Origin of the sequence: Streptantibioticus rubrisoli (assembly GCF_024436055.1) — a bacterium.
Lineage (GTDB): Bacteria > Actinomycetota > Actinomycetes > Streptomycetales > Streptomycetaceae > Streptantibioticus_A > Streptantibioticus_A rubrisoli.
Window position 1 is genome coordinate 1 of the sequence record NZ_JANFNH010000002.1, and the last position, 22,927, is coordinate 22,927.

Below are 22,927 nucleotides of genomic sequence, written 5' to 3' on the forward strand. Positions count from 1 at the left end.
CGGGCCGCGGGCGGAACCGCCGACGTCACCCTGGAACCCTGCAACCACACCGGCCGTACCGGCCCCTGCGCCCAGGCGCTGATCGCCGACGGAGTCGCCCGGGTCGTCCACGCCGTCGCCGACCCCACGCCCACCGCCACCGGCGGCGCCGCCACCCTGCGCGCCGCGGGCATCGACGTGGAGGGCGGTCTGCTCGCCGAGGCCGCGGCCCGCGGCAACGAGGCATGGCTGACCGCCACTGAGCGCCAGTGGCCCTTCGTGACCTGGAAGTACGCCGCCACGCTGGACGGCCGCAGCGCCGCCGCCGACGGAACCAGCCGCTGGATCACCGCGCCCCAGGCCCGGGCCGAGGTGCACCGGCTGCGCGCCGAGTCCGACGCGGTGCTGGTCGGCTCCGGCACCCTGCGCGCCGACGACCCGCACCTCGCGGTGCGCGGCGTCGACGGTGACATCACCCAGCCGCTGCGGGTCGTGGTGGACACCGAGGCCACCATCAGCCCCGACGCACGGGTGCTGGACTCGGCCGCGCCCACCCTGGTGGCGGTCGCCGAGGACGCCGAAACCGGCCACCTCAACGCCGAGGTGCTCCGGCTGCCGCGGGCCGCCGAGGGGCGCGGGCTCGACCCGTACGCCCTGCTCAGCGCGTTGTACCAGCGCGATGTGCGGTCCGTACTGCTGGAGGGCGGGCCCACCCTCGCGGGTGCCTTCCTGGCGGCCGGGCTGGTCGACAAGGTCATCGGGTACATCGCCCCCGCACTGCTCGGCGCCGGGCCCGCCGCCCTCGCCGACGCCGGAATCCCCACCATCGAACGGGCGTTGCGGCTCGATGTGGCCGACGTGCAGCCGATCGGCCCCGACATCCGCATCACCGCCTACCCGTCCCCCGACCACCTTCGGGTCGCCGAAACCGCCAAGGAGAACTGAGTGTTCACCGGAATCGTCGAAGAACTGGGCGAGGTCGTCGCCGTGGCCGACCTGGGCGACGCCTCACGCTTCACCCTGCGCGGCCCGGTCGTCACCCAGGACGCCAAGCACGGCGACTCGATCGCGGTCAACGGCGTATGCCTCACGGTCGTGGAGACCGCGGACGGCGCCTTCACCGCCGACGTGATGGCCGAAACGTTGCACCGCTCCAGCCTGGGCGCGCTGCGCACCGGCTCCCGGGTCAACCTGGAGCGGCCGATGGCGCTCGGCGGAAGGCTCGGCGGACACCTCGTCCAGGGGCACGTCGACGGCACCGGCACCATCGTGGAGCGCACCCCCGCCGAGCACTGGGAGATCGTCAAGGTCTCGCTGCCGAAGGAACTTTCGCGATACGTGGTGGAGAAGGGGTCGATCACGGTGGACGGCATCAGCCTCACCGTGGTCGAGGCGGCCGACGACTACTTCACCGTCAGCCTGATCCCCACCACGCTCTCGCTGACCACCCTCGGCATCAAGCAGCCCGGCGACCCGGTCAACCTCGAAGTGGACGTGCTCGCCAAGTACGTTGAGCGACTGCTGGGCGACAGAACCGGGGACGTGGCCAAGTGAGTGCCTTGAACTGGTTGTCCGGCCAGGCCTTCTCGGTGCTGGGACAGCACATCATCTGGTCCGACATGATCGGCAACGTGCTCGGCCTGGCCGCGCTCGCGCTGGGCTGGCGCCGCTCGGTGTGGAGCTGGCCCGCGCAGTTGCTCTCCGGGCTGATCCTGGTCGTCGCGTACGCCACCGCCCACCTCAGCGGCGGCATCGGCAAGCAACTCGTGGTCATCACCGTGGCGTTGTGGGGCTGGGCGCGGTGGCGGCGCGGGCTGCGCGCCGAGGGCGATGTCGCGGTGCGCTTCGCCAGCTGGCGGGAGCGCGGCCTGCTGGCCGCCGGGTTGGCGCTCGGCACGCTGCTGGTCGGCGGGCTGTTCACGGCGTACCCGGCACTGTCCTGGAACCCCTGGCCGGACGCCTACATATTCGTCGGCACCCTCGCCGCGATGGTGGCGCAGGCGCGTGGCTGGGTCGAGTTCTGGTTCGCCTGGCTCGCGGTGGACCTGGTCGGCGTACCGCTGGCGTTCAGCAGCGGCCTGGTCTTCTCCGCCCTCGTCTACGTCGTCTACTTCATTCTCGTGATCGCGGGCATGCGCGCCTGGTGGCTGCGCACCCGGGTGCTCCGGACCCGAACCGGGAGCGTATTGGAAGGAGCTGCCGCGTGAGCGTCGCGCTCGCGGCCGCCGGGCCGCACATGACAGTGAAAGCCGCGCCTTCGCGCCGCGAGGGCGGAGAAGCGAACACAGGGGGCACAGCATGACCGCGCTGCACAGCTGGTACGACGGCGACGGGTTCGCCCTGGATCCCGTCGAGCGGGCGATCGCCGAGATCGCGGCCGGACGCCCGGTCGTGGTGGTGGACGACGAGGACCGGGAGAACGAGGGCGACCTGGTCTTCGCCGCGGAGCTGGCCACCCCCGAACTCGTCGCCTTCATGATGACCGAGTGCCGCGGCCTGATCTGCGCCCCTTTGGAGGCTCCCGACCTGGACCGGCTCGACCTGCCGCAGATGGTGCAGCAGAACACCGAGTCGATGCGCACCGCCTTCACCGTCTCCGTCGACGTGGCCCCCGAACACGGCACCACCACCGGCATCTCCGCCGCCGACCGGGCCGCCACCTTGCGGATGCTCGCCAACCCCGACAGCGTGCCCACCGACTTCGTGCGCCCCGGACACATCTTCCCGCTGCGTGCCCGCTCCGGCGGTGTGCTCACCCGCGACGGACACACCGAGGCGGGGGTTGACCTGGCCCGACTGGCGGGGCTGCGTCCGGCCGCGGCCATCTGCGAGATCGCCAACGAGGACGGCACCATGGCCCGGCTGCCCGAACTGGTGCCGTTCGCCCGCAAGCACGGCCTGGTGATCATCTCCATCGCGGACCTGATCGCCTACCGCAGGGCCAACGAGCCCACCGTGCGCCGTGAGGCGAGCACCTCGCTGCCCACCGAGTTCGGCGACTTCCGCGCCTACGGCTACCGCAGCACCGTCGACGGCGTGGAGCACATCGCGCTGGTGTACGGCGAGCTCGGCCAGGGCGAGGACGTGCTGGTGCGGATGCACTCCGAGTGCCTGACCGGCGACGTCTTCCACTCGCTGCGCTGCGACTGCGGGCCGCAGTTGCAGGAGTCGATGCGAAGGGTGGCCGCCGAGGGCCGTGGCGTGGTGGTCTACCTGCGCGGGCACGAGGGCCGCGGCATCGGTCTGCTGCACAAGCTGCGCGCGTACGAGCTCCAGGAGCGCGGGCGCGACACGCTGGACGCCAACCTGGAACTCGGACTGCCCGCCGACTCCCGCGACTACGCCGCGGGCGCCCAGATCCTGGCCGACCTCGGCGTCAGATCGCTGCGGCTGCTGACCAACAACCCGCAGAAGGAGGCCGCGTTGACCGCACACGGTCTGCGGGTCACCGGCCGGGAGCCGATGCCGGTGCAGGCGGGGGAGCACAATCTGCGGTACCTGCGCACCAAGCGCGACCGGATGGGCCATGAGCTGCCGTGGCTCGACGCCGCCGCGCCGACCGGCGCGTGCGGAAACCAGTGACCGGCGTTTAGTTTTCCCCGGGGACACAGTCCCCTGGACCCCACCTAAGGAGAGACGTGAGCGGTAAGGGCGCCCCAGAGCTGAGCGTGAAGAACTGTGGTGACCTGCGGGTCGCCGTGGTCGCGGCGCAGTGGCACCAGCAGGTGATGGACGGACTGGTCGACGGTGCGCTGCGCGCACTGCACGAACTGGGCATCGACGAGCCGACCCTGCTGCGGGTACCCGGCAGCTTCGAACTCCCGGTCGTCGCCAAGGCGTTGGCCGGTCGCGGCTATGACGCGGTGGTCGCGCTCGGCGTGGTGATCCGTGGCGGCACCCCGCACTTCGACTACGTCTGCCAGGGGGTGACCACCGGGCTCACCCAGGTGTCGGTGGACACCGGAGTGCCGATCGGCTTCGGCGTGTTGACCTGCGACACCGAGGCGCAGGCGCTGGACCGCGCCGGACTGCCCGGCTCCGCTGAGGACAAGGGGCATGAGGCGGTCACCGCGGCGGTGGCGACGGCGGCGACTCTCCGGTCGGTTTCCGAGCCCTGGCGCTAACTGCCGGGGCCGCAGCACGTAGAGTGTGACCACCATGGCCAACAAGACATTCGAGGAACTCTTCGCCGAGCTCCAGCACAAGGCCGCCACCGGCGACCCGAACACGTCGCGTACCGCCGAACTGGTCAAGGCGGGCGTGCACACCATCGGCAAGAAGGTGGTCGAGGAGGCCGCCGAGGTGTGGATGGCCGCCGAGCACGAGGGCACCGATCGCACCGCCGAGGAGATCTCCCAGCTGCTGTACCACCTTCAGGTGATGATGGTCGCCCGGGGAATCTCCCTGGACGATGTATACGCTCACCTGTAAGCGTCCTCTGTCCGTACGCCACCAGCACTCATCGAAGGAAGCCTTCCCATGCTGCGCATCGCCGTCCCCAACAAGGGTTCTCTGTCCGAGCCTGCGTCGGCGATGCTGCATGAGGCGGGCTACCGGCAGCGCAAGGACCGCAGGGAACTGGTGCTGGTCGACGCGGAGAACCAGGTCGAGTTCTTCTTCCTGCGCCCGCGGGACATCGCCGTGTACGTCGGCTCCGGCCGCCTCGACATCGGCATCACCGGCCGGGACCTGCTGCTGGACTCCGGCGCGCAGGCCGAGGAGATCATGCAGCTCGGCTTCGCCGCCTCCACGTTCCGGTACGCCACCCGGCCCGGCACCGCCAGCAGCGTCAAGGAGTTCGGCGGCATGACGATCGCCACCTCCTTCGCCGGACTGGTCGAGAAGCACCTCGCCGACAACGGGGTGGACGCCTCCGTGGTCCACCTCGACGGCGCCGTGGAGACCGCCATCCAGCTCGGCGTCGCCGAGATCATCGCGGACGTGGTGGAGACCGGCACCACGCTGCGCAACGCGGGCCTGGAGATCATCGGCGAGCCGATCCTGGAGTCCGAGGCGGTGGTCATCCGCCGCACCGGCGCGCCCACCGACGACCCCAAGGTCCAGCAGTTCCTCCGGCGGATGCAGGGCGTCCTGGTGGCCCGGCGGTACGTGATGATGGACTACGACATCCGGGCCGAGAAGGTCGAGGCGGCGGTCGCCCTCACCCCGGGCCTTGAGTCGCCGACCATCTCCCCGCTGCACCACGAGGGCTGGGTCGCGGTCCGCTCCATGGTGCCGTCCCGCGACGCCCAGCGGATCATGGACGACCTGTACGAGCTGGGCGCCCGTGCCATTCTGACCACCGGCATCCACGCCTGCCGCCTGTGACCGCCGCCTCTCCCCGCACCGGGAAGCCAGCCGAGATGCCCGCTTGCGATCCGCTGCCCGAGTTGCCGGTGACCTTCCGGCCCACCAGGACCCGGGCGGTCCTGCTGTCGGTCGGCAGTGTGATGCTGGTCACGTTCACCGTCGTCGCGCTGGCGATGCCGGATCCCTGGGCGGCGACCGACCGCTCCACCATGATCGGTACCGGGCTGCTGATCTTCGCCCTGCTGGTGCTGCTCAGCCGCCCCAGGGTGGTCGCCGACCGCGACGGCGTGACCGTCGTCAACCTCACCACCAGGCGCCGCCTGGAATGGGCCGAGGTGCTGCGCGTCAACCTGCGTGCGGGTGATCCATGGGTCTATCTCGACCTCGCCGACGGCACCAGCCTGGCCGCGATGGGCATCCAGCCGGGAATGGCCAAGGAACAGGCGCTACGGCACGCCCGGCAGCTGCGCGCGCTCGCCGACGCGTACGGAACCGGCGGCCACGACCGCCGGTGAAACCGGACATAACGCCCTGATGGCGTGGGCGGGCCTCCCTTTGGGGGCCGCGGCTTGACTACTCTTGTGGTGCATGGCGCGTGGGCGCCCACCCCGCTACGCCGCGGGGGATACCGGAACGATCCAAGGAGTGACACCTAACCGGCGATGGACGAATCGTCCTGTAGTACCTGCGCCGCCTCCGCTGTGAACGCTTCATGCGTGGTGGTGGCGGCATGAGTTCCCTCCTGCTGCTCGGTGCGGCACTTCTCCTCATCCTCGCCAACGGGTTCTTCGTGGCCGCCGAGTTCGGCCTGGTCACCGTGGAACGGCCGGAGGCCGAGCGGGCCGCGGCGGGCGGGGACCGACGGGCCCGCAGTGTGGTCGCGGCCCTGCGCAAGCTCTCCTTCCAACTCTCCGGGACCCAGCTGGGCATCACCATCACCTCGCTGGTGGTCGGCATGCTCGCCGAGCCCGCGCTGGCCCGGCTGCTCACCGGCCCGCTCACCGCGATCGGGCTGCCGGACGCGGTGGCGCCCGGGGTGGCCGTGGTGCTGGGCATGATCGCCGCCTCGGCGGTGCAGATGGTCATCGGTGAGCTGGTGCCCAAGAACTGGGCCGTCTCCCGGCCGCTGCAGGTGGCCCGGATGGTGGCCGGCCCGCAGCGGGCGTTCTCCCGGGCCTTTCGGCCGGTCATCCAGATACTCAACTCGGCCGCCAACCGACTGGTGCGCGCCATGGGCGTGGAGCCCGCCGACGAGCTGGCGTCCGCCCGCACCCCCACCGAACTGGTGTCGCTGGCCCGCCACTCGGCGCGCGCCGGTGCCATCGAGGAGGACACCGCCGACCTTTTCGTGCGCACCATCAACCTCGGTGAGCTGACCGCCCAGTCGGTGATGACCGCACGGGTCAAGGTCAGTGCCCTGGACGACACCACGACCGCCGCCGACGTGCTCAACCTGACCAGGGCGACCGGTCTGTCCCGCTTCCCGGTCTACCGGGAGCGGCTGGACGAGGTGGTCGGCGTGGTCCACCTCAAGGACGCCCTCGCCGTCCCCGCCCATCTGCGGGCCACCACCCCGGTGGGCCGGATCGCGGTGGCCCCGCTGCTGGTCCCGGAGACGCTGCCGGTACAGCCGCTGCTGGAGCGGTTGCGCAGCGAGCAGCCGATGGCCGTGGTGGTCGACGAGTACGGCGGCACCGCGGGTGTGGTGACGCTGGAGGACATCGTGGAGGAACTGGTCGGCGAGGTGCGTGACGAGCACGACCACGAGGGCGCCGACACCCCCGAACTGGCGCAGGCCCCGGCCCAGGACGGCCACCCCGCGTGGGACGCGGACGGCAGCTGCCGGGCCGACGTGCTGGCCAGGATCGGGCTCGACGTGCCGCAGGGACCGTACGAGACGGTGGCCGGACTGGTCGCCGATCTGCTCGGCCGGATTCCGCGGCCCGGTGACATCGCCCGGCTGCCCGGCTGGGAGCTGCGGGTGCGCGAGGTGGTGCACCACCGGGCCGAACGGATACGCCTGGTGCGCACCGGTGATGGGCAGGAGGAGGAGTGATGAGTTTCCTCCAACTTCTGCTCGCGGTACTGCTGGTGCTGGGCAACGGGTTCTTCGTGGGCGCCGAGTTCGCCATGGTCTCGGTGCGGCGCAGCCAGGTCGAGCCGCTCGCGGAGCGGCAGCGGCGGGCCCGTACCGTGCTGCACGGGCTGGAGAGCCTGCCGCAGATGATGGCCGCCGCGCAGTTCGGCGTCACCGTCTGCTCGTTGACCCTCGGCGCGGTGGCCGAGCCCACTGTCGCGGCGCTGCTTGAGCCGGTGTTCGCCGCGGTGCGGGTGCCCGCGGAACTGGTGCATCCGATCGGCTATGTGATCGCGCTCGCCCTGGTGGTCTTCTTCCACCTGGTCATCGGCGAGTTGGTACCGAAGAACCTGGCGATGGCCGCGCCGGAGAAGACGGCGCTGTGGCTGGGGCCCGGACTGGTCGCCTTCGCCGGGCTGTTCCGGCCGGTGATCGTGGTGCTGGGCGCTTGCGCGCGGCTGGTGCTCAAGCTGTTCCGGGTGGAGCCGCGGGACGAGATCGAGGCGGCGTTCACCAGCGAGCAGCTCAGCCATCTGCTGGCGGACTCCCGGCAGGCTGGACTGCTCGATCCCGGCCACCTCGAACGCCTTGAGGACGCACTGGAGTTGGGCACCCGACCGGTCACCGACGTACTGCTGGAGCCGTCGGCGCTGGTGACGGTGGGGCCTGACGTCACACCGTTCGAGGTCGAGCAACTCACTGTCCGCACCGGGTACTCGCGCTTCCCGGTGGCCGGACCCGACGGGACGTTCCTCGGTTACCTCCACGTCAAGGACGTGCTGGAACTCCAGGAGACGGACGAGGGCGACCGCCCGGTCCCGCGCCGCCTGTGGCGCCCGATGACCACGCTACGGGCCGAACTCCCGCTGGACGACGCGCTGACCGCCATGCGGCGGGCGGCCTCCCACCTGGCGGCCGTCAGTGACGCTGACGGCCGCACGCTGGGCCTGGTGGCGCTGGAGGACGTGCTGGAGGTGCTGGTCGGCGAGGTACGGGACCCCGCCCACCGGGCGCCTACGGCCCGCAGGGCGCCGGAGCAGCCCGCCGCCGTGGCGGCTGATGTCACGTCGGGGGTGGCGGTGGGCTAGAGCGCAGCCCCCGGCGGGGGCTCCAGGGGGCCGGAGCCCCCTGGAACCCCTCTATTCCAGTGGGGATTGGCCGGGGCCACGCCCCGAGAGGACTTCGCCGTAGGCCTGCATCAGGTCCGGAAGCCGAAGCGTGGACAGGTCCACGCGGGTGGGCGTGCCCCCGTACGTCGAGAGCCGCAGGTCGCGGTACGCGCAGCTCTTCTCGTACAACGTGCGCAGAAAGCGCCCGTTGCCCAGCTCGTCGATCCAGCCCTGAGCCACCACATGGCCCGCGATGCTGCGCAGCTCGTCCAGGGCCTCCTCGTCCCAGCGGTCCCCGCCATCGGCGGCCAGTACCTCGCCGATCTTCGTCAGTTCCAGGGGCCGGTAACTGGGGAAGTCCACCCGGGTGGTGAACCGTGAGCTGAGACCGGGATTGGCGGCGAGCAGTCGGTCCATCCCCTCGGGGTATCCGGCGAGGATCACCACCAGCCGGTCCCGGTTGTCCTCGGCCCGCTTCAGCAGCACCTGCAACGCCTCTTCGCCATACGCGTCGCCCTTGCTGTAACCGGAGTTGGACAGGCTGTACGCCTCGTCCACGAACAGTACGCCGCCCAGCGCGGAGTCGATGAGTTCATTGGCCTTGACCGCCGTCTGTCCCAGGAACTCGCCGACCAGATCGGCCCGTTGGGCCTCCACCAGATGGTCGCCGCCGAGCAGCCCGAGCGCGAAGAAGACCCGGCCGAGGATCCGCGCCACCGTGGTCTTGCCGGTGCCCGACGGGCCGGAGAAGACGAAGTGCCGCTTCGGCGGCTGCACCGGCAGCCCCTGACCAGCCCGTAGCCGGGCCATCCGCAACTGCGCGGAGAGCGCCTTGACCTGCCGTTTGACCGGTTCCAGACCGACCATCCGCTCCAACTCGGCCAGCGCGTTGGCCAGTAGTACCGGATCCGGCGTGCCCAGGGGTATCTCCGGTGGTATCGGGGCCACCGGCAGTACCGCCTTCTCCCGTACCGCGTCGTCGTCCACCGGTGCGGAGGCGGGGGAGGACCCCGCCGCCGCGGGGCTGTCGGACGTGCGGCCGGGGTCGGTGTCGGGGAGCGGGGCCTGGTCGCCGTCCGGTACGCCGTCGGGGCCGGACTGGCCGACTCCGGCGAGCGTCACGGTCGCCAGGTCCTGCGCCTCGTCCAGGCCGTCCTCCGCCTCGTTGATCGCCGCCAGCCGGGCGGCGGTGTCCATGAAGGTGGGATCCACCCGGTGCACCGCCCGGTACAGCGGCAGCGCGGCGGCGGAGCGGCCGGTGCCCTCGTAGGCGCGCCCCAGCCAGTAGCGCAGCTCCTTGCGCTGCGGCAGTTCGCTGCGGCAACGCATCAGCGCGGCGGCCAGCAGTGGCTCGGCCTGCCCGCACATCTCCAGCCGTACCCGGGCCATGCCGCCGAACAGGCCCGCTTCTATGCCCAGCACGGGATCGTCCAGCAGCGGCTCGGTGTGCCGCACCAGCTGCTCCCAGTCCTTTACCAGGTACGCCCGGCAGGCGTGCAGGAAGCGGACCTGAGGATCGGTGTCCACCGGCGGGCACTCGGCCAACGCCCGGTCCAGATCGGCCACATGGCGGCCGTCCAGCCAGTGCGAGGCATGGGCCAGTAACAGGTCGCGCGGTGACTCCAGCACCGGCTGCACCCACCAGCCCAGCCAGTACCAGGAGTTGAGCGAGCGGTTGTGACGTTTGCGCTGCTCGCCGAACCGCTCCCGGTGCCGGTACATCCGCAGCAGGGCGGTGGAGGTGTCGGTGCGCAGGGCGTGCAGTCCCAGCCAGGCGTCGGCCATCCCGGGATCCTGCCGCACCGCCGCCCGGAACTCCTCCTCGGCGTGCGCGTACGCTCCCACCGTGCAGGCGTCGACGGCGCGCAGCCACGCCAGATCGGCGGGGCCGCCGGAGCGCTCAGTACCGAAGTTCATCAGGTCCCCCACAACCGTGCCCCCGTGGCCTGTCAACGCCACCCCTGCGAACGGTCCTGTCGAACTGTGCTGATGTCGAACGGGCCTAGCCGCCAAGGAAGTTGGCGCGGGAGCGGACCGCGAAGCCGCCCCCTTCGGCATCGTACCTGCGGTGTTGCGCGGGGCAGAGAGCGGCGCACCGCTCTCTCAGGTTACGGATGGCGAACCGGCCGCCGCGGAAAGGCACTGGGCGGACCGTGACGCAGTGTGAGAACGAATCCGACTAAAGGGACATCCCATGGAGCCGGAACAGGACGAAGCCCCCGGTCACGGGGGAACAACCGGGGGCTTCGTGTCATCGGGCGGTCGGCTGCCGACCGCGCATTCAGAACGTAAGTCCTGTACGCCCCCCAGGTCAAGCCGCCACCGGACACTTGGTGCCAGACGTTCCGCCTTCGCAGCTCACCGGCCGCGTATTGTCACCGTGCGTAAGGAGCAAGGGCGTTCAGGATCGACACATCGGCCCCGGGAGTACCTCATATCCATCCGACCTCTGCAGTACCAGCAGATCGGCGAAAGGACGAGACGGATCGGCCGCGAAGTGATCGGCCTCGGCCCGCGCCCAGCCGTGCCAGAAGTCACGCAGGTCCGGGCCGTCGCGGTGCCGCCCCCGCTCCCAGGCGCGCTCCCGGGGAAACTCCATCCACACCAGTCCCGCCAGTAACGGCCGCACCTCCTGTCGCCCGGCCCCGACGCCCTCGATCAGCACCACCGGCGCGCACGGCACCGAAGCGAACGAGGCGAACCGGGCCGCGGTCCAGTCGTAGACCGCGTACCGCGCCGCGGCCCCCCGGGCCAGCGGCTCCAGCACCTGCTCACGCAGCCGCCCGGTCCACCCGAAGAGCTCCTCATGGGTGGCGAGGTCGTCCAGACGCACCACGGGCGCCCCGTCGAGCGCGGCGGCCAGCCGGGCGGCGAAGGTGCTCTTGCCGGAACCGGCGTGCCCGTCCACCGCGACCAGCCGCACCGGGCCGCAGGACGGCGGCAGCGCGCGCAGCTGGGTGGCGAGCCGGGACAGGGTGGGGGAGGGGGCATCGGGTTGGTCCATCGCGATCAGCCTACGGCGCGTCCCGGGACGGCCCCGATGCGCCCTGGACGGGCGGCGATTACGGTATGGCCGTGACTGACTCCCGCGACGACCTCCACCCCGCCGACCGCGTCGCCAAGGCCTGTCGGGCCGCCGCCGCTGCCGGACTGGACGCGCTGCTCATCTCACCCGGTGCCGACCTGCGGTACCTGACCGGGTACCACGCGCTGCCGCTGGAACGGCTGACCTGCCTGGTCTGCCCGGTCCAGGGCGACCCGGTGCTGGTGGTGCCCGCCCTGGAGAAGGCGGCGGCCGAGGCCTCACCGGTCGGCGGGCTCGGCATCGAGATCGTCGGCTGGGCGGAGACCGAGGACCCCTACGCACTGGTCGCCGACCGGCTGCCCAAGGGCAGCGCGCGGATCGCGGTGGACGACCACATGTGGGCGGAGAAGGTGCTGGCGTTCCGTGCCGCGTTGCCGCACGCCGAGCAGAGCCTCGCAGGGGCGGTGCTACGGGAGCTGCGGATGCGCAAGACCCCGGCCGAGGTGGCGGCGCTGCGCCGGGCCGGGGCGGCCATCGACCGGGTGCACCGCAGGATCGGCGAGTGGCTGCGGCCCGGCCGCACCGAACGGGAGGTGGCCCGGGACATCGCCGACGCGATCATCGAGGCGGGCCATACCACCTGCGACTTCGCCATCGTGGCCGCCGGGCCCAACGGCGCCAGCCCGCACCACGAGGGCTCCGACCGGGTGATCAAGGCCGGTGACCCGGTGGTGGTCGACATCGGCGGCACCACGGCCGAAGGCTACTGCTCGGACTCCACCCGCACCTACGCGGTCGGCGAACCACCTGCGGAGTTCCGCGAGTTGTACGAGGTGCTGCTGCGCGCCCAGCAGGCGCAGACCGAGGCGGTACGCCCCGGGCTCACCGCACGGGAGCTCGACGCGATCGGCCGGGACATCATCGCGGACGCCGGATACGGCGAGCACTTCCTGCACCGCACCGGGCACGGCATCGGCCTGGAGACCCACGAAGAGCCGTACATCGTGGCGTCCAGCGACCGGCCGCTGGAGCCGGGCATGGCCTTCTCCATCGAACCGGGCATCTACCTGCCGGGCCGCTTCGGCGCCCGGATCGAGGACATCGCCGTGGTCACCGAGACCGGCGGTGAACGGCTCAACGTCACCGGCCGGGAACTGGTCGTACTCCCTACCTGAGCCCAGGGGATGGCCCAACCGCCCTACCCGGTACGACAGTTGTCCGACAGAACCGACCCGACGCGTCACCGACAAGGGGGTTCCGCCATATGACAAGACCCACGACCCGCCGCACCGTCCTGGTCACCGCGCTCGCCGCCGCCACCACCGCCGCGACGCGCGCTTCCGCCGAGCCACGCGGCACCAAGGGGCTGGCGGCCACCCCCGCACCCGGCTCGGAGGCGGCCTCCGTGGACTACCACGCCTGGACCTCGTACACCGACTGGCGCTGCGGAGCCGGGCGGGGCACCAGGGCGGTACCCGGGCGCCGCCCCGGCATCGTGCTGGACCGTCCGCTCGGCACCGTCGAGTACACCGACCCGCACACCAAGACCACCAGCACCTGGGAGTACGCCACCTGGACCTCCCCGGTGCGCACCCTGCCGTTCGGCGCCACCGAACTGGTCGCCTCCTGGAACGCCCGCACCCCCCAAGGCACCTGGCTGCAGGCCGAGTTGAACGGAACCTACAGCGATGGCGGCTCCACACCGTGGTACGTGATGGGCCGTTGGGCGTCCGGCGACGGCGACATCAAGCGCACCTCGGTGGACGGCCAGGACGACGGCAAGAGCGGCATCTCCACCGACACCTTCGCCATCGACACCCCGGCGGGCGGGCTGCGGCTGGTCTCCTACCGGCTGCGGCTGACCCTCTACCGCCGCCCGCGCACCCACCTCACCCCGACCGTCTGGCGGATCGGCGCCATGGCCTCCGCCGTCCCCGACCGGTTCACGGTGCCCGCGTCCAAGCCCGGCGAGGGCGCCGGACACGAACTGCGGGTACCGCGCTACTCGCAGGAGATCCACAAGGGCCAGTACCCCGAGTACAACAACGGTGGCGAGGCCTGGTGCAGCCCGACCTCCTCGCAGATGGTGATCGAGTACTGGGGACGCCGACCCACCCCCGCCCAACTCGCCTGGGTCAACCCGGCGTTCGCCGACCCGCAGGTCGACCAGGCGGCCCGGTACACCTACGACTGGCAGTACCAGGGCTGCGGCAACTGGCCGTTCAACGCCGCGTACGCGGCGAGCTACCCCGGGATGCAAGCGGTGATCACCCGACTGCGCTCGCTGAACGACGTGGAACGGCTGATCCGGCACGGCATCCCGGTGATAACGTCCCAGTCCTTCCTCGCCTCGGAACTCGACGGCGCGGGCTACGGCACCGCGGGCCATCTGATGTGCGTGGTCGGCTTCACACCAACCGGCGACGTGATCGCCAACGACCCGTTCAGCCCCGACGACGCGGCGGTCCGACACGTCTACAAACGCCGCCAGTTCGAGAACATCTGGCTACGGACGAAGCGCTACAACGCGAAGGGCCAGGTGGTGGGCGGTACGGGCGGTGTTTGCTACCTCTACTGGCCCACCGAGATCACACCTGGTCAGAGGGCTGCACTGGCTCACGTCGGCGTCCGCTGACCCAAACGTAGGGCCCCTCTCCAGCGCATCGGAGAGGGGCTACGATTTTCGCCTCAGCGACGCCAGGGAGCGTCCAGGGATCCGTCTGCGTCGGCTGTGCCAACCCCGCCGCGCCACACCTCAGTCCACACAATCCGCACCTACCGCCCGGCATCCGGTGGGAACGATCACGTCGCGGCCGTGGTACCGAAGCGGGCGATGGGCTTGAAGTACGGCCGGTACATCATCCGCGAGCGCCTCAGCCATGTCGGCATCGGCTTCAAGTCCGCGCAGTTGCTCTGGCCTGTCACCCTTAGGCGCTGGTGAGGTGGACCTTAAGCCGACCATAAGGAACGCTCAGAGGGTGCTTGGCCTGGTGATTCGCCGGGCGGTCCCGGCTAACGTGGCGGTCGCCGCGATACGAAAGCCAAGTGCCTCCCTGTTGGCTTCCCCCCACTTGTTTCGCGGCCTTGCTTGGTCTCGCGGGCCCGGTGCTGGACGGGGGCATCGGGCCCGCGAGAGCGCGCGATCCTCGGCGCGGGCAAGTGCTCGATGCCCGGCATTGGCGAATGCGCAGGGCCGACGATGCAGTCCAACGCCCTGCTTCGCGGAGCGATGCCGACAACTACGGTATGTGGCAGGGTCGTTGTGATCACACGCGGCTTTGATGAGGCGCTTCCGGCGCTGCCCAACGACGGGGGGAAGCATGCGCCCTCCACAGTTCCCGGGCAGGGCCCCCAGGATTTGTCCGCGGTCGGGCCGGGAGTTGGCCGGACGGCGCCACACCGTCCTGCCGTGCTGCTTGCCTCGCCCGACTACAGGTCCGAGGGGTTGGTGTTCGCCCCGCACAGGACGATGGCGACCTGCTCGCCGTCGTCCGGTGTGTAGGCGCCACTCATCAGCCCGGCCAGAGCCGTGGCCGTGCCGTGCTCAACCGCCAAACGTCGGTGGTCCCACAACGCTTGGCGAGCCCGCACGATCTCCGCGTCGGGTACGAGGACTGATTCGACGTGACCATGCTGCGCCGCGTGCAGGGCCATCTTCGAGGCGCGTCGGGCGCCAAGGGAATCAGCGGCAATTGAGTCGACCGGCACATCAACTACCCGCCCTGCCCGCAAGGCGGCGTTCAGCGCACGGCAGTTCTCCGGCTCGACCGCCACCGTCCGCACCCCATGCTCGGCTGCTGCCGTGGCGACACCAGCGAACAGGCCACCACCGCCGACCGCGACAACCACCGTGTCCAGGCCCGGGATCTGCTGCCGGATCTCCTCCAGCACCGTCCCGGCCCCGGCGGCGATCAGCGGATGATCGTAGGCGTGCGACGCCAAAGCCCCTGAGTTCTCAGCAAACTCGGCACAAGCCGCCGCAGCCTCGGCGTACTCCGCTCCTACCAGCCGCACCTCCGCCCCGTAGGAGCGGAGCCGCTCGACCTTCACCGCGGGGGCGGTCTCCGGCAGAAACACCGTCGCCCGCACCCCGTGCTGCCGGGCCGCCCATGCACAGGCCAGCCCGGCGTTCCCGCCCGAAGCGATCGTGACCCCTGCCTCTGGCAGCGCCCCCGCCTCCCGACGCGCCAGGAGGAAGTTCACCGCACCGCGTGCCTTGAAACTGCCCGTGTGTTGCATGAACTCCAACGCCAGCCATACGCGGGCCCCCGCAAAGGTGCCCGGGTCGACCGCTGCGACCGCCACAGGACGAACCTGCCCAGCGATCCGGTCGGCGGCCTGCTTGACGTCGCCGTAGGCAAGAGGGATCACGATCGCTCCTTACGTCAGGACCAGGCGATGAGCTGGCCCGTCGTGGTGTCAGGCCCAGGAAGAGCGCAAACGCGATCCTTCGCTGGCCCGGCGGTCGACGCCTCCTACGCTGCTGACGAAGACCGTGGGCGAGCTTGGTCGACGGGGCCCTCGGCAACTACCGCCCGGAGCACGGGACTCGGCTTGCGGTCGAGTTCCGGCTGCCGGGCCGCCTGTCAGCGGCTCTGTCGGAGTGGCTGCCGCGCCGGTACGCCCGGAGCCTCGATCACCCGCCGTCCACGCAACTCCATGTCGCCGAGGTTATCTTGCGGGAACGGGGTTGCCAGCAGCAGCCCCACCACCTCCGCAATCGACGCGGCGCCCGCTACGTATGCGGGGCCATCTGCACTGCCGTGGCCTTGGGCGTCGGCTCCCACCATGCAGCGCACCGGGCTGCGTACACGGATGGCACCGCACCGCCCGGCGGTTCACTGCCCGGGACACGAGGCTGGAGCAGCATCGAGTGCCGCGCCCGCGCTGCGAGCTGCTGACGCTGTTCCGTGCGCACGCTCACGACGACATCGAGTGCCGGAACGCCGCGTGCGGCACCCTGTTGAGCCCGGCGAAGCTGTTTCCAGCACACCAAGGCGGTGGCCGCCGCGAACGCGAAACCCGCGACCGCGACCGCCGTACCTGCTACCCCGCCGCCTGATCGGCCGATCTACCTGCGCCGTCTACCAGCCGATACCAGCGGCAGGAGGTGCTGGTGCGTCGTTTTGCTGTTGTGTCGCTGGCTGTCCTCGGGCTGCTGGGCATCTTCGCGCCGCCCGCCCAGGCGCGCACACCCGGCTTCCGCCTGATTTTCAGCGACGCCTTCAACATCCCCACGAAGCTCGGCTCCTTCCGGGACTGCGACCACAACACCGACACCCCGCAGGCGTACTGTGGCGGCCTCGACGGGAGCGTCAGCGCGAACTGGTGGGCGTACCCAGCAGGTTGGCCGGACACCGCCACTGAGTGGGGCTACCGGGTCGGCGGCTACTACCACCCCGAGGACACCGTGTGGATCGCGCCCAGCGCGTGGGGCGACGGCCAGATGCACATCCGCATGTACCGGCCAGCGGATGGTGGCCCGGTACACTCCGCGACGGTGGTGCCGAAGAAGGCCATGCGGCTGAAGTACGGCCGGTACGAGATCCGGGAGCGTGTCTCCCATGTCGGGGTCGGGTTCAAGTCCGCGCAGTTGCTCTGGCCGGTCGGCGGCGGCGGCTGTTCGGAGATCGACTTCCCGGAGAACAGCCACGACGTCGCCCCGTCCGCCTACGACCACCCGGCCGATTGCGGGCCGCAGGACTGGTTCGACACTCGCGTGGCGTGGACGGCCTGGCACACCTACACGATCACGTGGCTGCCCTCCGGTGTGGCCTTCGGCCTCGACGGTCGGGTCATCGGCGTCAGCCGCTACTCGCCGAGGACGCCCATGGATTGGGATATCCAAAACGAGTCGTCGCTGGACGGCGAGACCGCCCGGCCTGGCTCGTGGGACCAGATCGACATCAGCTACGTGCGCGTCTGGTCCTACTCCTGAGTTTCCCCGCCCCGATGCCGCCGGTGACGAGGGCCGTGCTCGGTGGGGCTTGCCCGTGCCGAGGGTCGCGGGCCATCGCGCGGGCCCGGCACCGTCGTCCAGCGCACCGGGCCCGCGAGATCAAGCTAAGGCCGCGAAACAAAGTGGGGGGAAGCCTAGGGAGGCATCGGCTTTCGCGTCGCGGCAACCGTCACGCTAGCCGGTACCGCCCGGCGAATCAGCAGGCCAGACAGCGAACAGGTGATCCTTATGGTCGGCTTAAGGTTCGGCTCACCAGCGCATAAGGGGGACGACCATGACCGACCGCGCCCCCGAGGACTGGCGCAGCTTTGGCGCAGCTTGGACGCACCGCTCGGGTAGGCCAGTTGGAGGCCGATCCTGGGCCACTGCTCGGCCACTGCTCCCGCTGCGGACAAGCAGCGTGGCTCGGCGAGGCCAGGTGGCGGCACGACGGCACCGTCTGTCGACATGACTGGCGTTCCACCGTGTTCGTGCCCGAGGCACCACAGACTCATCACCAATCCGTCACGCTGGCACCATGGCTTAGCCAAGTCCCAGAGGTGCAGCCGACGCCTCATCAGAGTCGGTGAGCGAAATCCGAGCACCGAGGGGCCCGATGAGCCGCCGTCTCGCCGCAAGCGCCACGGGGGGACGGCCCCGGCCGGACAGTGGCAGTCCGAGACTTCGGAGAACGGCGGGATGAATCCCCGTGGTCGGGGTAGCCGCCGTTCGACAGACCCCCGAAGTCCGGAGGTACCGACTTGTCATCCGAAACCGCGCCGCTGTCCGTTGATGTGGTCGTACGTCAGCCCGACGTGGCGGTGGTGTCGATCGGCGGCGATCTCGATATGGACACCGCGACCGAACTGCACTACCAGTTGGCCAACCAAATCGCCCACGGGCGCCGCAATCTGGTGCTCGATCTCTCGGCCGTTCCCTTCATGGACTCCTCGGGCCTCAACATCATCCTGCGAACGTTGCAGGAGGCGCGGCGCATTGAGGGAAGTGTGCAGGTGGTGGCACCGACGCCCGCGGTGCGCAGAATCCTGGAACTGACTGGTGTGGCGCTGGCCATGCCGATCCGCGACACGGTGGACGCGGCGGTGCTCGGGGTGGCGGAAGCGGTCGAGGCCGCCAGTCGCGGTGCGTTGGAGGATGGAGAGGCCGTCATAGGCGGTTCCGAAAGCTGAGTTGCGGGGAGCCGCGATGTCACGGGGTAGAGCTGGCGAGGCTGTTGTGGTTGACCATGCCGGTCCGCTTCGCCACCTACCACCCCAACGTCCGCACCCATCAGAGCATGTACACGTTGGGGCCGGGTAGGCGCAGCGGCAATGAACGGGCGGTAGTTGTCGGGAGTGGAAGGGAGTCGGTCTTGCTCAAACCTCATCCGCTGGTGCTTCGCGCCCTGTTGGAACGGTACGAGTCCCTGGCCGCAGCGGTGGGGGCCGCTGCCGAATCCGTCGAGGCGCGGCGTGAACTGGAGGACGTGACTTACACGTTGTGTGTGTCGACGGGTACCCGGGACGTGGAGGCCGCGGTCGCGGCGGCGCGGACCATGTTGGAGGAGGCGTTCGCGGTGACCGTGGCGCCCCGGAGCGAGTCGCGGCGGCCGTCGACCACCACTGCTGCCTGATGTGATGTCCGCGCGCCAGCGGTGGGAAGCGGACACCGCGGCAGCGGACGGGAGTGGTCAGGCGGCTTCGATCCTTCAGGCGGCTTCGATCCTCGGGAAGACGAACTCGTCGAGGAACAGCCCCAGGGCCATGGCGACGGGGATGGCGACCAGGGCGCCGGTGATGCCGAGCAGCGCCCCACCGATGAGAACGGCGACGACGGTGACGATGGGATGGACGTCCACGGCGAACCTCATCACCCGTGGAATGATCAGGTAGTCCTCGGCCAGCCGGAAGAGCAGGTAGAACACGGCGGTGGCGATGGCGAGGGTCAGGGAGACTGAGAGCGCCACCAGGCTGACGGCGAGTCCGCCGATGGTGGCTCCCACCATCGGCACCAGGTCCATCAGGGCCACGAGGACACCGAGCGCCGCCGGGTAGGGGATGTCGGTCGCCATGCACCAGGCGAACGTGGCCAGCCCGGCGATCCCGGAGGTGGCCAGGTTGCCCAGCATGTACCGACCGGTGCGGATGATGATCTCCTCGGCGAGGGCCTCCACCCGCTCACGACGGCTGCCGGGGACGAACCGGTGGCAGAACCGCTTTATCTGCGGCAAGCCCACCATGAAGTACAGCGTGACGACCACGACCACGACGGTCGCCGTCACCGTGCTGATCACCATGCGGCCCGCGCCGAGCAGGCCGTCGAGGATGCCGGATCCGCCGTCTGAGAGCTGTTGCTTCGCCTTGTCGACGAGGTGGTAGCGGTCCTCCAGGTGCCCCAACGTGGAGTGATGGTCGTGTAGTTGCTGAAGCCAGCCCGGTACGGCGCGGACGAAGGCGATGAACTCGTCCGTGACGGGCGGCACGACCAGGGCCACGAAACCCGCCAGCACAGTGGCGACGGCGGCCACCACCAGCGCCACGGCCCAGCCCCTGCGCAGCCGGTGCCGTACCAGCCAGCGGACGATCGGGTCAAGACTGATCGCCACGAACAGCGACAGGAGGAGCAGGACCAGCAGTTCGCTGATGCGGATGACCTCCTGGGCCAGGGAGTAGGCCAGCACACCGCCGAGGGTGATGTGGAAGCCTGTCGCGAACCACGTCCCCGCGCCGCCCTCGCGGTCCAGCCGCGCCCCCAGCGCTCCCGCATATCGAGGCCTCCGCCGCCTGGGAGCCGGAAGGGAACGCCCGTTGACCGGCAGACCGCTGCGACCACTTTCATGCGCCATCAGGGTGTCCTGATTGTCGAGGTGATCGGTAGGGATTCGGTGACCCGCTCGCCATCGTCAGACCGTCGCGGCGTTTGCCGGTCAGCTTGGCCGGTGGGTCCGGTGCCGCCCTGGTGCTTCGCCCACCGATGCGGCTGGCGCGTCCGCCGGTGCCCGTCCCCGTCAACCGTCAGGCGTCCGCCAGCAGTTGCTTGTGCAGCAGTTCGAGTGTGCGGGTGAGGAGGCGCGAGATATGCATTTGGGACAGGCCGAGTTCGGCGCCAATGGCGGCTTGGGTCATGTCGGCGCCGAAGCGCAGGGCGAGGATGGTGCGTTCGCGTTCGGGGAGTTGGGCGATGAGGGGCTTGAGGGCGGTGACGTTCTCCACGCCTTCGAGCCCGGGATCCTCGTAGCCGAGGCGGTGGATCCAGGAGGTGCCCTCGTCCTCGTCGGTCGTGGCCTCCGCGTCGATGGAGCTGGCGGTGTAGGCGTTGGCCGCGAGCTGGGCTTCGAGTACCTCCTCCTCGGTGATTCCCAGCCGCTCGGCCAGTTCGGCGGTGGTGGGAGTGCGGTCGAGTTCGGCGGCCATGGCGTCGCTGGTCTTGGCCATCTCGATGCGCAGTTCCTGCAGGCGTCGCGGCACCCGTACCGACCAGCTGGTGTCGCGGAAGAAGCGCTTCATCTCGCCGATGATGGTGGGCAGGGCGAAAGTGATGAACTCCACGCCGTAATCGGGGTCGAACCGGTCGACCGCCTTGATCAGCCCGATCGTTCCGACCTGGAGGATGTCGTCCATCTGGTCGGCCCGGTTGGCGAAGCGCTTCGCGGCGAACCGCACCAACGCCATGTTCAGCTCGACGAGCGAGTTGCGGACGTACTGGTATTCCTCCGTGCCCTCTTCCAGCACCGCCAGGCGGGCCAGCATCGCCCGTGAGACTTCACGCAACTCCGAGGGATCCGCCTTGTTTTCAGCCAGCAGGGTGGTGAGCTGCTCAGGCGTCGTGTCGCGCGTACCCGCGATGTCTGGAGCGGCCTTCTCCGCGAGCTGCCCCGGCATGATCACCCTCCCGTCGATCCGAAGTCGATGGACGCGTTCACGCCTACCCAACGTCACGCACGCAAACCGCCGCTCAGCGGTTTTCGGCCAGTCCACATCGCCGCGCCGCTCGATCGGGACTGTTCCAATGGCGGCTCCAATGGCGGCTCCAATGGCGGCCGTCGGACTCGCGGACATCACCAATTGGGCATCACCCGCGAAGCCATCACGTTTTTCAGCCTTCCCGGAAACCTGTGCGTCGCAAGAGCGGCGGTACCGTCCGGTTGCGGGTATGAGCGGTGCCGCACGGGAAGGGCGCAGTGGTATGGGTCCGGTCAGATTCCTCCGCTGGGGTTACTGAGGCCCCCGGACGAAGGAAAGAGGCCCCCGCACGAAGGAAAGGGGAAACGGCATGAGCGAAGTGAACGGTGTCGTCGGGGTTTACAGTTCCATGAGGGAAGTGGAGGACGCGGTACGGGCTTTGCTGCGGCAGGGAATTCCGGCCGAGCAACTGTCGGTCATCGGACAGGACTTAACGAGTGAGACGCGGGTGCACGGCTTCGTCACCACCGGGGACGTGGCCAGGTCCGGGGCGAAGACGGGGGCATGGTTGGGTGGGCTGTTCGGGCTGCTGTCCGGTGCGGCGCTTTTGTTGGTGCCGGGCGCCGGACCGCTCCTGGCCCCGGCGCCCAGGCGGGAGTCGAGGTGATGCGCGAGCTGACGGCCGCCGCACACGTCGAGCACCACGACGACCTGGTGCCCGCCCAACTCGCCAGCGCCGTGCGCTAGGTCGCCAAACCGGTCCGCCGGTCGGGGGCGGACCGCGGACCCCGCTGCGCCGCCCCGCCCCGCCACGCCGTCCGCCGTCAACGCCGTCAACACCGTTAGCGCCGCAAGGTGTCGCGGGCCCGGTACGCGTTCCCGCTTCCTGTCGTGGCTTCCTGCCGCCGCCCCGTGGCGATCGGCCGCTGTGGTCCGGGCGTTGGCGATGCGGCTGACGCCATCGCGCCGTCTTTGCGAACAGTTGCCGTTTGACAACTATGGCGGTGAGGCAACAGAGTTACGGCGTCACAGGTGTGCAGGGAAGGATCTTGAATGTTCCGGTGGGCGGGGGAGCGTCCTCGCGCCGGCCGGCCGCAGGGTGCGGATGTGCGCCGGGTGGTGGCAGCGGACGGGGAACTCGTTGGTCAGGCGGAGTGCGCGTCAGCGGTCTCGTCGTGGATCTGTGAGGCGGCGGCGACGCAGAAGGCCTCCAGGCCCTGCAGGAGCGCGGTTCGCTTCCGGGCGGGCATCTGTGCGAGGACGGCCTGCAGTTCACGCTCGCGGCGGGAGCGCAGATCGTCCAGGAAGGCCCGGCCTCGACTGCTGAGGTGCAGCCGCAGTTCCCGGCGGCTGGTGCTGTGCGGTGCGCGCTCGACGAAGCCCACCGCCTGGAGGCGGTCGCACAGTCGGCTCGTGGACGGGGGAGTGGAACTCAGCGCGTCGGCGAGGGTCCGCAGGTTGATTCCCTCGTTGTGTTCGAGGATGAACAGCACGCGTAGCTGGGACACGGACACCGGTGCGGTCGATGCCCGACCCCACAGGACCTCCAGCAGTTCGGCGGCCTCTGAGGCCACGCGCGCCACCTCA

At 70.2% G+C, this 22,927-nt stretch carries 23 protein-coding genes; 17 read left to right on the top strand and 6 right to left on the bottom strand.

The genetic code is table 11. The annotated features are described in order from the left end of the window. The 10 genes from ribD to NON19_RS03310 all read left to right on the top strand — a co-directional run. Positions 1–924, top strand: a 924-nt coding sequence (ribD, locus tag NON19_RS03265) for a bifunctional diaminohydroxyphosphoribosylaminopyrimidine deaminase/5-amino-6-(5-phosphoribosylamino)uracil reductase RibD (protein ID WP_255925027.1), incomplete at its 5' end; no start/stop codon positions are given. Continuing rightward, positions 925–1,533: a riboflavin synthase gene (locus NON19_RS03270; protein WP_255925028.1), complete on the top strand. Its 609-nt coding sequence runs from the start codon at positions 925–927 to the stop codon at positions 1,531–1,533. Further along, entirely contained in the window at positions 1,530–2,186 is a 657-nt protein-coding gene (locus NON19_RS03275; RefSeq protein ID WP_255925029.1) for a nicotinamide mononucleotide transporter family protein, read from the top strand. Before NON19_RS03270 ends, NON19_RS03275 begins: the two co-directional genes overlap by 4 nt. A gap of 91 nt (positions 2,187–2,277) precedes the next feature. Then, entirely contained in the window at positions 2,278–3,561 is a 1,284-nt protein-coding gene (locus tag NON19_RS03280; protein WP_255925030.1) for a bifunctional 3,4-dihydroxy-2-butanone-4-phosphate synthase/GTP cyclohydrolase II, read from the top strand. A gap of 56 nt (positions 3,562–3,617) precedes the next feature. Continuing rightward, positions 3,618–4,103: a 6,7-dimethyl-8-ribityllumazine synthase gene (gene ribH, locus NON19_RS03285; protein WP_255925031.1), complete on the top strand. Its 486-nt coding sequence runs from the start codon at positions 3,618–3,620 to the stop codon at positions 4,101–4,103. Between the two features lie 34 nt (positions 4,104–4,137). Next, positions 4,138–4,410 (top strand): phosphoribosyl-ATP diphosphatase, encoded by a 273-nt coding sequence (locus NON19_RS03290; protein ID WP_255925032.1) that lies wholly within the window; start codon positions 4,138–4,140, stop codon positions 4,408–4,410. A 48-nt stretch (positions 4,411–4,458) separates the two neighbouring features. Next, on the top strand, positions 4,459–5,307 hold the full coding sequence (gene hisG, locus NON19_RS03295; protein ID WP_255925033.1) for an ATP phosphoribosyltransferase: 849 nt from the start codon (positions 4,459–4,461) through the stop codon (positions 5,305–5,307). Positions 5,308–5,342: 35 nt separating this feature from the next. Continuing rightward, positions 5,343–5,804, top strand: coding sequence for a PH domain-containing protein (locus NON19_RS03300; protein WP_255925034.1), 462 nt, complete (start codon positions 5,343–5,345; stop codon positions 5,802–5,804). A gap of 215 nt (positions 5,805–6,019) precedes the next feature. Next, a complete protein-coding gene (locus NON19_RS03305; protein ID WP_255925035.1) occupies positions 6,020–7,345 on the top strand; it encodes a hemolysin family protein in 1,326 nt (441 codons plus the stop codon). Then, the gene (locus tag NON19_RS03310) at positions 7,345–8,454 is read left to right on the top strand and encodes a hemolysin family protein (RefSeq protein ID WP_255925036.1); all 1,110 of its coding nucleotides are present in this window, start codon (positions 7,345–7,347) and stop codon (positions 8,452–8,454) included. The genes NON19_RS03305 and NON19_RS03310 overlap by 1 nt, the downstream gene beginning before the upstream one ends. 51 nt (positions 8,455–8,505) lie before the next feature. On the opposite strand, the gene NON19_RS03315 is transcribed toward NON19_RS03310, so the two are convergent. Further along, complete coding sequence (locus tag NON19_RS03315) at positions 8,506–10,392, bottom strand: AAA family ATPase (RefSeq protein ID WP_255925037.1); 1,887 nt, start codon at positions 10,390–10,392, stop codon at positions 8,506–8,508. Positions 10,393–10,876: 484 nt separating this feature from the next. After that, on the bottom strand, positions 10,877–11,479 hold the full coding sequence (locus NON19_RS03320) for a uridine kinase family protein (protein WP_255925038.1): 603 nt from the start codon (positions 11,477–11,479) through the stop codon (positions 10,877–10,879). 65 nt (positions 11,480–11,544) lie between these two features. On the opposite strand from NON19_RS03320, the gene NON19_RS03325 reads away from it, so the two are divergent. Both NON19_RS03325 and NON19_RS03330 read left to right on the top strand, forming a co-directional pair. Then, on the top strand, positions 11,545–12,675 hold the full coding sequence (locus tag NON19_RS03325) for a M24 family metallopeptidase (RefSeq protein WP_255925039.1): 1,131 nt from the start codon (positions 11,545–11,547) through the stop codon (positions 12,673–12,675). A gap of 89 nt (positions 12,676–12,764) precedes the next feature. After that, the gene (locus NON19_RS03330; protein ID WP_255925040.1) at positions 12,765–14,135 is read left to right on the top strand and encodes a C39 family peptidase; all 1,371 of its coding nucleotides are present in this window, start codon (positions 12,765–12,767) and stop codon (positions 14,133–14,135) included. 794 nt (positions 14,136–14,929) lie between these two features. Here the strand turns inward: NON19_RS03330 and NON19_RS03335 are convergent. Further along, positions 14,930–15,871, bottom strand: a complete 942-nt coding sequence (locus NON19_RS03335; RefSeq protein WP_255925041.1) for a threonine/serine dehydratase — start codon at positions 15,869–15,871, stop codon at positions 14,930–14,932. A gap of 502 nt (positions 15,872–16,373) precedes the next feature. On the opposite strand from NON19_RS03335, the gene NON19_RS03340 reads away from it, so the two are divergent. The 4 genes from NON19_RS03340 (at position 16,374) to NON19_RS03355 (ending at position 19,071) form a co-directional block, all read left to right on the top strand. Beyond that, a complete protein-coding gene (locus NON19_RS03340; protein ID WP_255925042.1) occupies positions 16,374–16,562 on the top strand; it encodes a hypothetical protein in 189 nt (62 codons plus the stop codon). Positions 16,563–16,616: 54 nt separating this feature from the next. Next, positions 16,617–17,438 (top strand): glycoside hydrolase family 16 protein, encoded by an 822-nt coding sequence (locus tag NON19_RS33290; protein ID WP_255925043.1) that lies wholly within the window; start codon positions 16,617–16,619, stop codon positions 17,436–17,438. Between the two features lie 761 nt (positions 17,439–18,199). Further along, the gene (locus NON19_RS03350; protein WP_255925044.1) at positions 18,200–18,628 is read left to right on the top strand and encodes an STAS domain-containing protein; all 429 of its coding nucleotides are present in this window, start codon (positions 18,200–18,202) and stop codon (positions 18,626–18,628) included. 182 nt (positions 18,629–18,810) lie between these two features. Then, positions 18,811–19,071, top strand: a complete 261-nt coding sequence (locus NON19_RS03355; protein WP_255925045.1) for a DUF5133 domain-containing protein — start codon at positions 18,811–18,813, stop codon at positions 19,069–19,071. A 75-nt stretch (positions 19,072–19,146) separates the two neighbouring features. On the opposite strand, the gene NON19_RS03360 is transcribed toward NON19_RS03355, so the two are convergent. Beyond that, positions 19,147–20,283 carry an AI-2E family transporter gene (locus NON19_RS03360; RefSeq protein ID WP_255925046.1) on the bottom strand — a complete coding sequence of 379 codons (1,137 nt, stop codon included), beginning with the start codon at positions 20,281–20,283 and terminating at the stop codon, positions 19,147–19,149. A 169-nt stretch (positions 20,284–20,452) separates the two neighbouring features. Then, on the bottom strand, positions 20,453–21,319 hold the full coding sequence (locus NON19_RS03365; protein ID WP_255925047.1) for a SigB/SigF/SigG family RNA polymerase sigma factor: 867 nt from the start codon (positions 21,317–21,319) through the stop codon (positions 20,453–20,455). Between the two features lie 391 nt (positions 21,320–21,710). Between NON19_RS03365 and NON19_RS03370 the strand changes: the two genes are divergently transcribed. After that, positions 21,711–22,007, top strand: a complete 297-nt coding sequence (locus NON19_RS03370) for a general stress protein (RefSeq protein ID WP_255925048.1) — start codon at positions 21,711–21,713, stop codon at positions 22,005–22,007. 478 nt (positions 22,008–22,485) lie between these two features. On the opposite strand, the gene NON19_RS03375 is transcribed toward NON19_RS03370, so the two are convergent. Beyond that, the gene (locus NON19_RS03375; RefSeq protein ID WP_372513984.1) at positions 22,486–22,914 is read right to left on the bottom strand and encodes a MarR family transcriptional regulator; all 429 of its coding nucleotides are present in this window, start codon (positions 22,912–22,914) and stop codon (positions 22,486–22,488) included. Positions 22,915–22,927 lie beyond the last annotated feature (13 nt).

What these genes read in the sequence shown, in the direction of transcription:
- NON19_RS03280 (WP_255925030.1), top strand. Translation starts at nt 2,278, where the DNA reads ATGACCGCGCTGCACAGCTGGTACGACGGCGACGGGTTCGCCCTGGAT.
- NON19_RS03290 (WP_255925032.1), top strand. Translation starts at nt 4,138, where the DNA reads ATGGCCAACAAGACATTCGAGGAACTCTTCGCCGAGCTCCAGCACAAG.
- hisG (WP_255925033.1), top strand. Translation starts at nt 4,459, where the DNA reads ATGCTGCGCATCGCCGTCCCCAACAAGGGTTCTCTGTCCGAGCCTGCG.
- NON19_RS03300 (WP_255925034.1), top strand. Translation starts at nt 5,343, where the DNA reads ATGCCCGCTTGCGATCCGCTGCCCGAGTTGCCGGTGACCTTCCGGCCC.
- NON19_RS03305 (WP_255925035.1), top strand. Translation starts at nt 6,020, where the DNA reads ATGAGTTCCCTCCTGCTGCTCGGTGCGGCACTTCTCCTCATCCTCGCC.
- NON19_RS03310 (WP_255925036.1), top strand. Translation starts at nt 7,345, where the DNA reads ATGAGTTTCCTCCAACTTCTGCTCGCGGTACTGCTGGTGCTGGGCAAC.
- NON19_RS03315 (WP_255925037.1), bottom strand. Translation starts at nt 10,392, where the DNA reads ATGAACTTCGGTACTGAGCGCTCCGGCGGCCCCGCCGATCTGGCGTGG.
- NON19_RS03320 (WP_255925038.1), bottom strand. Translation starts at nt 11,479, where the DNA reads ATGGACCAACCCGATGCCCCCTCCCCCACCCTGTCCCGGCTCGCCACC.
- NON19_RS03325 (WP_255925039.1), top strand. Translation starts at nt 11,545, where the DNA reads ATGGCCGTGACTGACTCCCGCGACGACCTCCACCCCGCCGACCGCGTC.
- NON19_RS03330 (WP_255925040.1), top strand. Translation starts at nt 12,765, where the DNA reads ATGACAAGACCCACGACCCGCCGCACCGTCCTGGTCACCGCGCTCGCC.
- NON19_RS03360 (WP_255925046.1), bottom strand. Translation starts at nt 20,283, where the DNA reads ATGGCGCATGAAAGTGGTCGCAGCGGTCTGCCGGTCAACGGGCGTTCC.
- NON19_RS03365 (WP_255925047.1), bottom strand. Translation starts at nt 21,319, where the DNA reads ATGCCGGGGCAGCTCGCGGAGAAGGCCGCTCCAGACATCGCGGGTACG.
- NON19_RS03370 (WP_255925048.1), top strand. Translation starts at nt 21,711, where the DNA reads ATGAGCGAAGTGAACGGTGTCGTCGGGGTTTACAGTTCCATGAGGGAA.